Raw genomic sequence first — 14,098 nt, 5'->3', positions numbered from 1 at the left:
TTACCTATTAGGTTAAAAAATAGATTGAAACCACTGTGGATGTTGATCCCACAATAATTTTATCGCCATAACCATCGACATAATAATAACCATTGGGCGAATAAACTTTTGCCCTTTGTTAATCACAATGTGTGCACCTAACCGCGCACCAATAAATCCACCAACAGCCATAATTAAACCCAATTTCCAAATAGGTAGCCCCGCGATAATAAAAAATGTAAGTGCAGCGATATTGGAAGTGAAGTTTAATATTTTGGTTCTCGCCGTTGCCTCAACTAGACCAAACTTGGCAATCGCAACAAAACAGATAGTAAATAATGAGCCCGTTCCTGGGCCAAAGAAACCATCATAAAAACCAATGGATGTCCCCACAGAAAAAGCAAACATCGCTTCTGAGAGTTTTGGATCGCCCTGCGGTTTACCGATATTCGGACTAAAAAGAAAATACAGTGATACAAATATTAATAAGAGAGGAATAAGACTGGTTAATATACCTGCATCAATATGTTGAACTAACAACGCGCCAATCGCTGAGCCTGTAAAGGTACAGGCAATGGCTAAACGCATGTCTTTAAGTTTCACTAATCCATTACGGACAAAGTACAGTGATGCCGAAAAACTACCAAATGAGCTTTGTAATTTATTAGTGGCAAGCACTTGTGCTGGCGGAATACCCACCGACAATAATGCAGGAACGGTTAATAACCCACCTCCACCAGCAATAGCATCAATAAAGCCGGCTAATCCTGCGACAAAAAACAGTAGTACAAAGATCTCTAACGTTAATTCCATTGCAACTCACATTGTAAGTTATTATTTAATAACGTGATATTAACGTTATGAATAAAAATGCAATAGCGAAAAACAAGACGACAACCTATTCCAAGTTGGAATAGGTTGTCAATATAATACGTGATTGCTCAGCGATTATCTTCTGTTACGGCACATTTCTGCGGGAAAGGAAAGCTGTACCATGACGTAGCGTTTGAAGGTTTCTTCATAAGGTTGATCGTCTAACGCTTTTTGCATACACAATAACCAAGCATCTTTTTCTGCTAAACCTATCTCTAAATGCCGGTGCGCACTCGGTATATTAATTGAGCCATACATTTCTGCGTAACGAGAAGGGCCACCCATCCAGCCCACTAAAAATGTGGTTAATTTGGCTTTAGATTCAGTTAAATCAGGGTTATGCATAGCACGTACTTTGGCAGCAACCGGCAAGGTATCCATGTAGTAATAAAAGGCATCGACTAATTGCTTTACTCCTTGCTCGCCACCAGCAGCTTGTAAGGTACTATCTCCCACTCCATATACTGGCACTTTCGCTTTCTTTACACCTGAAAATTCATCTTGCTCTGGGTATTCTGAACTATCCAATCTCGGCTCACTGTCTTTTACTGCTTTTGTTTATTTTATTATATCCAAAAAAATAAAGAGCCAGATTACTGGCTCTTTATTGTTTGCTTGATGTCACAGCAATTGTTTATTTATCACAACAACAGCTTTGAATTAACTGACATAAATAGGTCCACTGAATGAAGTAACAGGCGGCACTTCGCCAGTAAATTTTTCAATATCGACAACAACAGTATTGGCACTGGTTGCTTGCGCTAACTGTGAAGTTGGAATATCAATGGTGACGGTATTAGGATCGCCATAGGTATCAATCGCACCAATATCGTTATTCAACGGCCCAAACCATGCCCCTTCATAAATTCTTATTACGCCTGTAGGGTAATCTTCCGATAATACCGCCCCTGCTAATAGCTGACCGCGATCATTAAACACTCGTACAATATCACCGTCTTTAATGCCTTTTTTCTTAGCATCATCCGGATTGATATAAACGGGTTCATGATCTTTTACCGCATAGGTATTACGGAACTCTTCTGAATCACACATTTGTGAGTGTAAGCGTTTATTCGGGTGACAAGATTGCAACCAAAATGGAAATTGCTTCGATTTCGGTCCGCCATGAGAGCGCTCTTCTTTTTCAAACCACATTGGGTGACCTTGGCAGTGTTCATAATTATAGCGCGCTATTTTTCGGCTATAAATTTCTATAAATCCTGACGGTGTACCCAGTGAGTTGATTTCAGGATCATTTCGGAACGCTTCGTGACTTACGTAGGTTTGGTCAGTTTTAAATTCGACGATGCCATTTTTCCAAAACTCGTTAAATTCTGGCATCGGGTTTTTATCTTTGTTTGCATCACGACAATTATTATACAGCTCTTGTATCCACTGCATTTCTGTCATGCCGCGAGTATATTGCTTACTTTTTCCAAACCGCTCGGTAAGTTCAGTAAAGATCTGAAAATCGGTTTTTGATTGGTATAAAGGATCAACCAATTTATGCATCGCCAACACGCCAGAAGTAGAATATGTGCCGTATTGGTCAAGATCATTACGTTCAAACTGCGTACATGCTGGCAATACGATATCGGAGAAACGACAGGTTGGCGTCCATGTATAATCAATATTCACTACGGTTTGTAATTTTCTGAACGCTTCTTTCATTCGGTTACGTTGTTGATGGTGATTCCATGGATTACAACCGCTAAATACCATCATTTTAATATCAGGTAATACGACATTACCGCCGTTATATTTGATCTTTTTCCCCGGCTCCATAATGGCATCAATCCACCGAGCAACAGGAATAACGGCGCTATAACCTTTGAAATCATTATTATTCCAAACTGGCTCTTGCCCTTCATCGACATTTCGTGGAAAACCACCCGGCCCTGCTGCAGTACTAAATGGCAATCCAACACCACTATAGAAATGAGAATAAGAAACCCCACCACCGGGTAACCCAATTTGCCCAAGCATGGATGCCAACACAGCTCCCATCCAATACGGCTGTTCGCCATGTTGCTGACGCTGTACTGCCCAGCCAAACATTATCATGGTGCGATCTTTTACTAAGTGACGAGCAAATTTACGAATATCATCGGCTTTAACGCCACAAATTTTTTCTGCCCATTCAGGAGTTTTCTCGATTTTATCTTTACCTGTACCAAGTAAATACGGCAAAAATTCGTCAAACCCTAAAGTATAAGTTTCTAAAAATTGTTTATCGTAAAGGTTCTCTTTGTACAAGGTATGGGCAATTCCTAGCATGAAAGGAACATCAGTCTGGGGGTTCACATATTGGTGTTCACAGCCGAAATATTTTTGGCTTTTCGACACCACAGGATCGACGGATATCATCGTGATCTCGCCCTTTGCGACTTTGTCTTTTAATTGGGCATAATAACCATAAGAGCCGTGCGTTTCACACTGCCAACCAATTTGGCTATTTTTGATAGGATCGTTAGACCACCATATTAAGGTTTTGGTCTCTTTTAGGATTGTTGTCCATGTTGTTGCTTGCGCATATACCTCGGTTGAACCGAGTACATAAGGTAAGATAGTTTGCCCAGCCCCCGTCGAATAATCCCCAACTTTTTTAATAAAGTTACCATGCATACCTACCGCACGTTGCATGTGTGAGGTACAGCTTTGGAACTGCCCTGTTTCACGCCAGCCTGTTTGCCCCGCATGAAGTGCCCAAGGACCATAATCTTTTTGGATTCGTTGTAATTCTTGGTAGAAGAGATCTAACGCTTCATCCCACGTTACTCGAACAAAACGATTGTTACCTCGTGTTTCACCACTGTATTTGTTTTTCTTAAGCCAATCTAACCGAACCATGGGATAACGAATTCTTGAAGGACTATAAATTATCCCTTTAATACCGTTTAGCATATCGGTTGGGTGCTTATCTAATTCAAAGGGTTTAATTTCTGCGACTTGGCCATTATAAATACGCGCTCGGAATGCCCCCCAATGTGAACCTGTAACTTTCCAAATACCCGGCGGCTCTGTTGATTTTGTTACTTCTTCAGCAGCTCTAGCCGCTTGCATCAGCAATCCGGGACCAATAACAGAAGCTGCACTCGTAGTTGCTAAGCCTTGCAAAAATTTACGTCTACTCAGTGACATAAAAAATTCCTCACGATTAAAACGTAAAAAGGTTGCTGAACATGATGTGTATGTTTAGCAACCTTTAGTTTGATTAATGTTCAGCTTTAGAAAAGTCTGACGAATGGTTTTGTAAATATTTCAAAACAATAGCTTCGCTATCTGTATCAAAATTCACAAATGCAAGCATACCGTTAAACATGCCAGGCCAAGTATTTGCGTCAAAATGGTTTTCTGCTGGCTGGGTATGACATACGCTACAGTTGGTGTTGTATGCCGATTTAGCGGCAGTCCAAACAGTACTGATATCACTAACAAAGTTCTTTTTCTCAACCCATAATGTTGCGGTTACTTGTTGCCATTTTAGCCCTGTGGTGTCATCTTCTTTTTGCTCGAAACCTTTTACAATATCAGCACTTTGCGCGGCATTTTTACTTAATGCGGCTGTCGGTATATTCATCCCGAAATCTTGATTAATAACCCGACCAAAGCCTTTCTCTTTACGCCAACCGCTTAGTTCAATTTGCAGCATGTCGTTTTTAATCGCTACCACTTTCACCGCAGATGCAGGCTCTAAAGAACCACCATCTTTGGTTTTAGCTTCATCTTCATAAAGAGGTAAAAACTGTACGCTGTAATATGTGTCACCTTTTGAATAATCGGTGCTTTGCGATGCGGCGGATAATTCAGACACAATCCCGCCTGACGAGGCCATATTGGCAGGTAAATGGTGGGCAATACCTTTGTGGCAATCAAGACAGCTTTGGTCTTTCGCTGCTGCTTGTTTCATTTGTGCCTGTGCACGTGGTGACATTTCATCCCATTTCATGCTGTCATAATTGTGGCAACTTTTACATTCCAACGATCCATTCGCTGCAAAGCGTTTCCACTCATGCTGGGCTAATTCCAGTCTTTTTGCCTCAAATTTTGCAGGCGTATCAATGGTGCCAGCAATCGCGCCAAAGACTTCTTTACTCGCCTGCATTTTTCGAGCAATTTTATCCGTCCAATTATGGGGAACATGACAATCAGGACAAGTAGCACGGACACCTGAGTGATTTGACCAGTGAACGGTTTCTTGCAGCTCAGGATACACAGTGTCACTCATGGAGTGGCAACTGATACAAAATTTTTCTGTGTTGGTCATTTCAAGAGCGGTATTAAATCCCCCCCAAAATATAACCCCAGCAACAAAACCACCTAACGCGAGGACGCCAAGGCTTATTTTGGTTGCTGGACGCCACAGCGTTATCCAAACTTTTTTTAAGGACGACTTCATTATTTACCTACCCGTTTTTTATTTAATGTTGACGAGTGCTTAACCATGACCCGGAGGGCCGAGGAAAAACACTTGCAGCGCCCAAATAAAAAAACCATATCCGCTAACAAACATCACAGATAAAATAGGAAACAGTAAAACAATGATGAATAGAAATGTTCGCCATTCATAACGACCTTTTTCTTTATCATCCATTTCTTCACTTAACATTATTGCTCTCTCACTTATTAGTAAGCCTTATTATTCTTAATAGGCTTTTTCCAGTGCTTAAAATGAATTATAGACAATAGTTATACCTTGCATTAATAAGGTTATTAAAAAGCCACTAGGATCACATTTTCGCTTACCTTATAAATCCTGATTTTTTATCTAAGCACTTATTTTAGGTATAAAAAAAGGCCAGCATCTCTGCTGGCCTTTTTTACAATATTTAACTGAGAATTATTCTACCGTGTCGATATCTAATACCGTTTGGATTGGATCTGCAATCTTTGGTGAATTTCCAAAGCCACGTAAACCCACCACGTGTACGTGTTCACGATCTTTGAAAATCTTACGTACCAGTTTGTAAGTTGTACCCTTTTCAGGACTGATATTTTCAGGTGCCGCAATCAGTAACTGCATGTCTAAGCGTTCACATAACTCAAACAATGTTGCGATTGATTTACCATCAAGTCGTGCCGCTTCATCCAAGAACAATAGTCGACAAGGAATAATATCTTTACCACGTAAGCGGCGAGATTCTTCTTCCCAGCTCTGAACAACCATTAACAGAATTGCCTGACCTGTACCAATCGCTTCACCCGTTGATAGCGCACCTGATTCCGCTTGTAGCCAACCATCAGTACCACGGTTAACTTCAATGCTTAATTCTAGGTAATTACGGTAATCTAACAGCTCTTCACCCAAGATCTGCGGTGAACGTTGACCCATATCGATATGTGGATTCAAACGCTGAAACAACTTCGCAATCGCTTCAGAGAATGATAAACGGTTATTACCGAATAGATCGCTATGCTGATCTTTATTCTCAACCAGTCCTGCAAGTAGTGATTCATGCGTATCACGCACTTTAACGTTTAGACGCACACCATTTACCTGACCAAAACCAATACTTTGTAAGCCTTGGTTTAGCATACGAATACGGTTTTGCTCACGCTGGATTGTTTTACGAATAATATTCGCAACAGAATCTGAACTGATCGCTAAACGTTGTTCACGAGCCGTTAGCTCTTCAGTTAAGCGACCTAGCTCTGCTTCCATTTCTTCGATAGCTTCAACCGGATCATCGGTACGAATAATATCGTGACGAATACGCTCACGTAGATGCTGGTACACTGCGATGTAGAATAGAACTTTACGTTCAGGACGCGTCACATCTTCTGACGCACGTAACGCATCACGTAAATCTTCGTTATCCGCAACCGCAAGACGCAGTGAACCTAGCGCTTTATCCGATAGTGAACGTAGTTCATCTGCCGACATGTACGCCATTTCACGACGGTGTAAACGACGTTCAACATCGCTTTCACGTGCTAAACGTAATACTGCGCACCAACCCGCTTTCGCGTTAACCACTAACTTACGGAAGTCTTGATAATCTTTACCCACTTTACGTAAACGCTTCACTAACGACTTCATTTCAAGTTCGATAGAGGTGGTTGACTTTTCTAACTGGCTACGGCGACTACGTGAACTGTGTAAACGCTCATTGAGTTCATCACGACGAATACGTGCACGCTCTTCTGCTTCAACATCTGCACGTACACCTAGCTCTTGCAGTTCACGTTCAAACTCTTGAACCGTTTCCATTTTCGCTTGGTGTGAGCTCTTCAGTGACGCCATTAACTGGTTGTACTGGTTCGCTTGTGCGCGCGCTTGTTTTAAGCTTTCGCGACTACGACCACGAGCTTGTTCTGCAGTTGCCAGTTTCGCTTTAAGCTGCTCGTTTAGCTCTGAACTCTTACTCAGTAGCTCTACCGCATCGGCATAGCTAAAGTAATGACGACGTTCGGCTAAATCAGCGACTGCGAAGATCAGCGTCTTCAGCTCTTGTAGCTTCTGATCCGCCGCTTCGTAATCAGCTTGTAGCGCATCGAATTGCTCTGGATCAGCATCCAGTGCAGACACTAACGTTTCAAGCTCGGCTAACGCTTTTCCATGGCGGTCAAGGTAGTTACGTGCTTCATCCATTTGTGAAAGTTGTTGTTCAACTTCTTCAAAACGTGCGCTTAGCGTGTCATCTTCAAGCAGTGTTACCACTGGGTTTAATTTACCCAGTAATGCAAGACCTTCACGAGCGGCGGCTAACTGGCTACGCTGCTGTTGTTCTTGCGCTTGTGATTCAGATAACTGACGTGCAATTTGGTTACGCTGATCACGAGCTTGCTTTAATTCTACTTCTGGATCTGGGTTAAATGCCACAGACATGTGCGTTGCTACAAAACTATTGAAGCTTTGGTACAAACGCTGAAGTTTTTGTGAATCAAACGATGCCTTCGCGTGATCTTCTACAACTTGATCTTTCTCATCACGTAAGAACTCTAAACGCTGTTCACGTGCTGCACGACCAAATAATGGCATTTCAGGGAAACGTGAATAACGCAGTTGGCGATCGTTTAAATGAACACAAACCGCATCTTCTAGTTCATCAACATCAAAGCCACTGTCATCGAATGAATCCGCATCACCTTCGATGATATAAAGATCATCTGGGCAATCATCTAACGAGACTAATTTTTCTTTAATACCGTTAAGATCAGGGACAATAATCGCATGTCGTGCAGGGCCATACATCGCACTGAAATATGGCGCATCATCAATAGTGATATCGTCATAAACTTCAGATAATAGCGTACCGCCAAGGGTATCGGCTAACCCACGTAAACGTGAATCATCACTACCACCAGGCTGTGCTAAACGTTCAATATCAGCATCAAGCTGCTTCTTACGTGCAGCTAATTCATCACGTTGACGAGAAGCTTCACGCTCGTTATCCAACGTTAGCTGCATTGCATCCATTACCGCTTGGCTGCTTGAAAGCTCGGCATTGGCTTGCTCTGCTAATTTTTCAAGCGCATCAGAAGCTGCAATCCATGTTGGTGCTTGCGATTCTAATGTTGCGATACGAGAAACTAAGCGTTGCTCGTCATGGCGCATGTCGTTACGTTGCTCAACCAGCGTTGCTTGATCTTGCTCTAGGCTTTCAAGCGTTGCTTCATGGCGCGCTTGCTCTTCAACTAACGCTAATTCGCTATCTAATGTGGTAGCGAATTTCTTGGTATACGTTTCAGCTAATTCAAGCGCTTGACGTTGGCTACGAACGCTACGCTCTAAATCACGGTATTGCGATTTTAGCTGCTCACCACGATCTGAAATCGCACGAAGTTGACGACCGTGATCAATCAATTCACGGGCTTTATTACTTGCGTTTGCGCGATCAACGGCACCAGCAATGGTGGTAATGATTGCTAAGCCTTTATCAAACTGTTGCGCCGCCGCTGACGACATATCCAGTTTGTGTTTAAGGGCTAATAACGCTGTTGTTTGAGTATCTTGCTGTTGTTTTAGCTGTGCAAGATACGGTGGCGCTTGATCAGGTAACATTTGATGATCGCCAGACAAATCACGCGCTTTTTCTAATGCCTGTACCGCTTGTTGGTACTGCAATGCACGGGTTTGCTGCATATCTAATGCTTGTTGGTAATCGGCTAACTGAGTTTTTAAGCTATCAACTTCTTCTTCCGTTAGCTGTGATTGTTCTTCGGCAATCGCAAGTTGCTCTGCCGCTTCTTCAACCACCATGACCTGCTCTTCAAGACGCTCAGTTAGCTCTTCAAGATCTTCTTTATAACGCTCGATTTTCTCAGCTTGACGTACTGCTGTTTGTACTAGCTGTAGGTGATCCGATGCTGCTTGATGATCTTGCTCTAATGCGCCTTCTTGTTCGGTCAACTCACCCAGCTCAGCAGTCATGTTATTTAACGTAGACTGCTGATCGATTAAGGTTTGGCGTGAACCCATCAGCTCACCACGTAAGCTTAATGTTTGCTCTAGCTTCTTCTGACGCTCGTTAGCATGACGCATGTAATCGGCAGCAACATAGTTAGTGGCTTCTGAGATCAAATGCTTAAATAAGTCACGGTCACGCTGAGTTAGTTTGATCGCTTCTAATGTCGAACGGTTTTCACGCAGTGCCGCTTCCATATCTTGGAAGGCTTTTTTAACACCTGTGTTATGCGGTAATAAGTAATCACGTAATGAACGTGTGATCGCACTTGAGATACCGCCGTATAGCGACGCTTCAATTAAGCGATAAAACTTAGAACGATCTTGGCTGTTACGTAATTTCTTCGGTAACACACCCATTTCAAACATTTGAACGTGGTAATCAGTAACCGAGTTAAATGCTTTAAATTGTACACCTTCGTGTTCGGAAACAATGTCTTTCACATCATTTAATTGGCGAACACGGGCTTGATTTTCAGATAGCGTTTCAATTAACACATCGGTTGGTTTGATGTGTGAAGGCAAACCTTGAATTAAGAAAGGTTTAATGTCGACTTTCTTATCACGACCTGCAACTTGCTGTAGTTTTACTGCAAAAATAATACGTTGTTTCTTTGAGTTAACTACATCAAGCGCAGCATAACAGGCACCCGGCTTTAATTTACCGTGCAGACCTTTATCGCGAGAAGCGTTCGAGCTACCCGCTTCCGTTGTATTTCGGAAATGAAGAAGGCTTTGGTCAGGAATTAGCGTGGTAATGAAAGCAGCCATGGTAGTTGACTTACCCGCACCGTTACCACCTGAAAGCGTTGTCACCAAATTATCAATATCAAATGTACGGGCAAAGAAGCCGTTCCAGTTGACCATGGTGAGCGATTGATACTTACCGCGTTCCATTAAATACTACTCTCCTGTTCCACTTGTTGTGCATCTGCATTTTCAAGTGATTCTTGACTGTCTTGTTCGATATCGTCGAGCAAACTTGATTGGCTTGGTTCTTGATGATGCACGACAGCTTCACCGTCACGGATCAAGCGTAGCTGCGCTTCACGCATATCATCACCCGTTCGTACATCGGCACCAAAACGGAATACCGCTTCACTAATACGAAATTTACCGTGATCACCAATTGGAATTAACATCCCTATACGACGTAAACGACGCAATGATGTTTTCACTTTATCGAACAGTTTTTCACGATCAAGATCTGAACCTGTTGCGCGGTTAGTCACTAATTTCATTAGCTTTTGTTCATCCGCTAATGTCACTAATTCGTCAAACAACTCTTGGTTGGTAAAAATACCTTCGTGCGCTAAACGCTCTGGGCTTAGATAAAGGAAACACAACACTTTACCCACCAGCATGTCGATTTCTGATAATACAGAACGACCAATAAATGAGGTTGAACGTGGACGAAGGTATAAAAAGCCTTCTGGCGCACGGACTAATTCTGCATTATAACGCTTGTAAAACATGCCGAGTTCTTGTTCAAATTCGATCAAAAAGGCATGGTTATCTAAATCTTCACTAGAAATATGGCGACCTGAACGGAGCGCGTTATCCAGTGCAGGGAAAAGTGGATTAGCAATTGCTTTTGCTAAATTTTCCGGCATGAATTCTTCAATATTTGTCAATGACATGAGCTTGTACCTTGGCTCCGTATTCGTTAATCGCTTCCCAATCCGGCTGAATTGCATTGAAGTCAGCCTCTGAGTATCCCATTCTTACTGCTTGATCAATCACGATTCTTGCCAAATCAAAATGCTGGGCAAATGGGTGTTGAGCCAAATAATCTTTAAGCAGTGCGCTTAAGTTGATGGGTGCGCCTGTCGCTTTATGCGCTTTTAGCATTGCTGCAACTTTTTCTGCCAATATATCATTGACTAAGTCGAGCTCTTCAAATTCCATCTCAGCAGGAACAATGCCGGTTACTTCATCATCACGAAGCACTAATGCTTCATCACGCATGTCTAATAAACGTTCGGCATCGGCATAGGTCAATAACCATGGCGCATCAAAATAATCAGTAACCGACTGGCGTAAACGCTGACTAAATGCACGGTTTTTGTCCATATCAATCGCGGTACGAATAAACTTATGTACATGACGATCGTAGCCAATCCATAAATCAATCGCTTGCTGACCCCAACTGATAATACGATCCAGTTTTGCTTGTAGGATATAAACCATCCCATCAACATAATCTAAATCGTTACGACCTTGGGTCGTTTCTTGAATCGTAAGTAACTGCGTTTGTAACTGATCGCCAGCCGCTTGTAGCGTATCTTGCAACTCTTTTAATGTTGATGAAGTTTCATCAAGTAACTGCTCACAACTACTGATTGCTGCACGCCAATCTTGGTTTAGCAATTCAGCAATATCGACTTTCACTTGCTGTTGTTGCTCATCCATGGTGCGCTGGTTTAAATCGATTCGATCGAATATTTCAGCTACTGAGTATTTCAATACGGCATGGACATTTTGACGCCAGTGTTTTTCATCACCGTCTTCTTGTGCCGCCGTTGCTGCCTTATTGATTTCGTCAGCCACCATCGCTAACTGGATGGATAGCTTGAGTGTTGAGAATTCTCGTTGACGAACATAATAATCCGTTATGCCCAGCGCTAATGGACTTAAACGATAAATACTAGCACCATCGGTTACTTCACTGGTAAAACGAGAAATTAATCGCTGTCTCACCAGTTCATTTATGGCGTTGTTGGCGCGAAATGCTAGGGTTTCTTTCGACTGGCCGAACATGTCACTTACAATGCGAAATGCATCAACCAGTTCTCCTTCCCCTAATTCTTCATCAAAGCGATCACCGCTTAAAACGGCAATGGCTAACAAGAACGCCAGCCGTTCCGTTGGTAGGTTTAAAGCAAAGTCGTTTTGCTTTACCCAGCTAACCAACTCAGGAACCGTCTGGGTAACTTCACTCATCCCTTGTCCTTATTGCTGTTATTGGAGTTTGTCGTTGTGATGTGCGTTTCTTCAGCAAAAGGCTTACGGGCATACACATGAATATAACGCCCCAACGACAAAAACGGCTCTTGACGGCAAAGCTTCTGCTCCATCTCAAGAACCTGTTCAAAACTGTAGTCACCTACACGGAAAGTTTGCATATAATCATGGAAGGTACGAACCCCTGTTTTTCCCATAATTTCAAACCCTTCATCGGTTAGGCACTGATAAACATCTTCTGGTTTTATCCCTTGCTGCGGCTGTAATTTAAAACGCTTACGATGTGGCATGCCTTGCTCAATGTGAGTCAAATTGCCACAAATTAAGTTTTTAAATAGTAAACCGTTATAGTTATAAAACATCACGGATATTGCACCGCCAGGTTTCACATTTTGTAATAGACCAGTAAGTACCTCGATTGGTTCAGCTAACCATTCCATTACTGCATGAAATAATACTAAATCGACAGGTTCAGGTATGAACTCACCAATTTCCTGTACTGGACAATGCACTAGACGATATTGCTCAAGCAAACCGTTTTTAGCAATTTCTTGTTGAGCTAGTGTCAACATTTCGCTAGAAAGATCACATAACGTTACTTGATGTCCAAGCGATGCAATTTTTTGTGACAATTGCCCAATACCTCCCCCTGCATCTAACACAGTAAGAGGTGATACACTGTTAAGCGCGGTAAGAATTTGTTCAATATCTTGCCAAACGACAGTTTGTCGAATTTGCCCTTTTGCAGTGCCATATATGTTTTCAGCGAACTTTTGCGCTAAATCATCAAAATTTCGGTCTTTGATCACGGCTGCTTTACGTTATGATAGCGAATCTAAAAAGTGACTTATTTTCTCACAAGCAGTAAAGGAATAAAGGCTTGTGATGCTTTTTCAAGCTCAACTGCTGAAATTTCGGACTACATTTCATGTTTGAATTAAAAAAATTAATCGCAACACTACTAATGCCCCTCCCCGCACTGCTAATCATCGGGGTTATAGGATTATTGGTTTTATGGTTTACACGTAAGAAAAAACTGGCTTCGGGAATTATTGCGTTCTCTTTTTTAGGTCTTTTTGCTGTCTCTTTCCAGCCAGTTTCGACGAGTTTATTGCGCCCATTAGAGCAACAACACCCTGCTTTTGTCGGCTCATCTAAACCTATCGACTTTATTATGGTGCTAGGAAATGGCCATGTGATCGACAAAACTTTTCCAATGACCTCTGAACTTTCACGAACTGCGTTAATGCGTTTAACTGAAGGTATTCGTATTTATCGGATGTATCCAGGATCTAAAATGATCCTATCTGGTTACGGCGGCGGCACCAATATCAGTCATGCTCGTATGATGGCTAAAGTTGCCCTAGCATTAGGTGTGAGTAAATCAGACATTCTGTTATTAGAAACGGCTAAAGATACTTGGGAAGAAGCCCATCAAGCAGCTTCCGTTGTGGGCGATAAAAACTTAGTGCTTGTAACATCTGCTAGTCATATGTCACGTGCCTTGTATGAATTTCATCAAGCAGGACTGGAGCCAATTCCAGCGCCAACTAACTTTTTAGCGACAAACAAGATCAAACAGCCTTGGGTACGCTATGCGCCAAGTTCACAGTTTTTAAACCAAACAGAACGTTATTGGCATGAAAAGCTAGGCAGTTTATGGCAACAATTGCGCACATTTCTCGCAAATAATAAAAAAGAAAACACAGACAAAAACAGTCATGATAGTGCGGATGCACTGACGATCGCTGGCTAAAATTTTACAAAACCCTCTTATCGCCCAGTACATTGTTACTGGGCTTAATTATATGGTCCGCCTTATCCTAAGCCGTTAGGCTTAGGGTAGGCTTTCAAAGAGGTGAACCATATGTCTAC

General features: G+C 42.2%; 10 protein-coding genes. 1 reads left to right on the top strand and 9 read right to left on the bottom strand.

What is annotated here, in order from left to right; all coding sequences use genetic code 11:
• Positions 1 to 12: 12 nt before the first annotated feature.
• From I3259_RS02460 to cmoM, 9 genes are all read right to left on the bottom strand, one after another.
• A complete protein-coding gene (locus tag I3259_RS02460; protein WP_238028173.1) occupies positions 13 to 792 on the bottom strand; it encodes a TSUP family transporter in 780 nt (259 codons plus the stop codon).
• A 135-nt stretch (positions 793 to 927) separates the two neighbouring features.
• Positions 928 to 1,380: a group II truncated hemoglobin gene (locus I3259_RS02455; RefSeq protein ID WP_238028172.1), complete on the bottom strand. Its 453-nt coding sequence runs from the start codon at positions 1,378 to 1,380 to the stop codon at positions 928 to 930.
• Between the two features lie 132 nt (positions 1,381 to 1,512).
• Complete coding sequence (gene torA / locus I3259_RS02450) at positions 1,513 to 3,993, bottom strand: trimethylamine-N-oxide reductase TorA (RefSeq protein WP_238028171.1); 2,481 nt, start codon at positions 3,991 to 3,993, stop codon at positions 1,513 to 1,515.
• Between the two features lie 73 nt (positions 3,994 to 4,066).
• Positions 4,067 to 5,251 carry a pentaheme c-type cytochrome TorC gene (gene torC / locus I3259_RS02445; protein ID WP_238028170.1) on the bottom strand — a complete coding sequence of 395 codons (1,185 nt, stop codon included), beginning with the start codon at positions 5,249 to 5,251 and terminating at the stop codon, positions 4,067 to 4,069.
• A gap of 39 nt (positions 5,252 to 5,290) precedes the next feature.
• Positions 5,291 to 5,461, bottom strand: a complete 171-nt coding sequence (locus tag I3259_RS02440) for a periplasmic nitrate reductase, NapE protein (protein WP_105060459.1) — start codon at positions 5,459 to 5,461, stop codon at positions 5,291 to 5,293.
• 231 nt (positions 5,462 to 5,692) lie between these two features.
• Positions 5,693 to 10,156 carry a chromosome partition protein MukB gene (gene mukB / locus I3259_RS02435; protein ID WP_238028169.1) on the bottom strand — a complete coding sequence of 1,488 codons (4,464 nt, stop codon included), beginning with the start codon at positions 10,154 to 10,156 and terminating at the stop codon, positions 5,693 to 5,695.
• Positions 10,156 to 10,899, bottom strand: a complete 744-nt coding sequence (gene mukE / locus I3259_RS02430; protein WP_238028168.1) for a chromosome partition protein MukE — start codon at positions 10,897 to 10,899, stop codon at positions 10,156 to 10,158. The genes mukB and mukE overlap by 1 nt, the downstream gene beginning before the upstream one ends.
• Positions 10,880 to 12,202: a chromosome partition protein MukF gene (gene mukF / locus I3259_RS02425; protein ID WP_238028167.1), complete on the bottom strand. Its 1,323-nt coding sequence runs from the start codon at positions 12,200 to 12,202 to the stop codon at positions 10,880 to 10,882. The genes mukE and mukF overlap by 20 nt, the downstream gene beginning before the upstream one ends.
• Positions 12,199 to 13,032, bottom strand: a complete 834-nt coding sequence (gene cmoM / locus I3259_RS02420) for a tRNA uridine 5-oxyacetic acid(34) methyltransferase CmoM (protein ID WP_238028166.1) — start codon at positions 13,030 to 13,032, stop codon at positions 12,199 to 12,201. Before cmoM ends, mukF begins: the two co-directional genes overlap by 4 nt.
• A gap of 119 nt (positions 13,033 to 13,151) precedes the next feature.
• Here cmoM and elyC point away from each other — a divergent pair, with 119 nt between their 5' ends.
• Positions 13,152 to 13,979, top strand: coding sequence for an envelope biogenesis factor ElyC (gene elyC / locus I3259_RS02415; RefSeq protein ID WP_238028165.1), 828 nt, complete (start codon positions 13,152 to 13,154; stop codon positions 13,977 to 13,979).
• The last annotated feature ends 119 nt before the right edge of the window (positions 13,980 to 14,098 follow it).

The organism is Photobacterium sp. Ph5 (assembly GCF_022129445.1).
Lineage (GTDB): Bacteria > Pseudomonadota > Gammaproteobacteria > Enterobacterales > Vibrionaceae > Photobacterium.
Note: the sequence above shows the minus strand (reverse complement) of the source record. Positions and strands in the feature narration are given on the sequence as shown.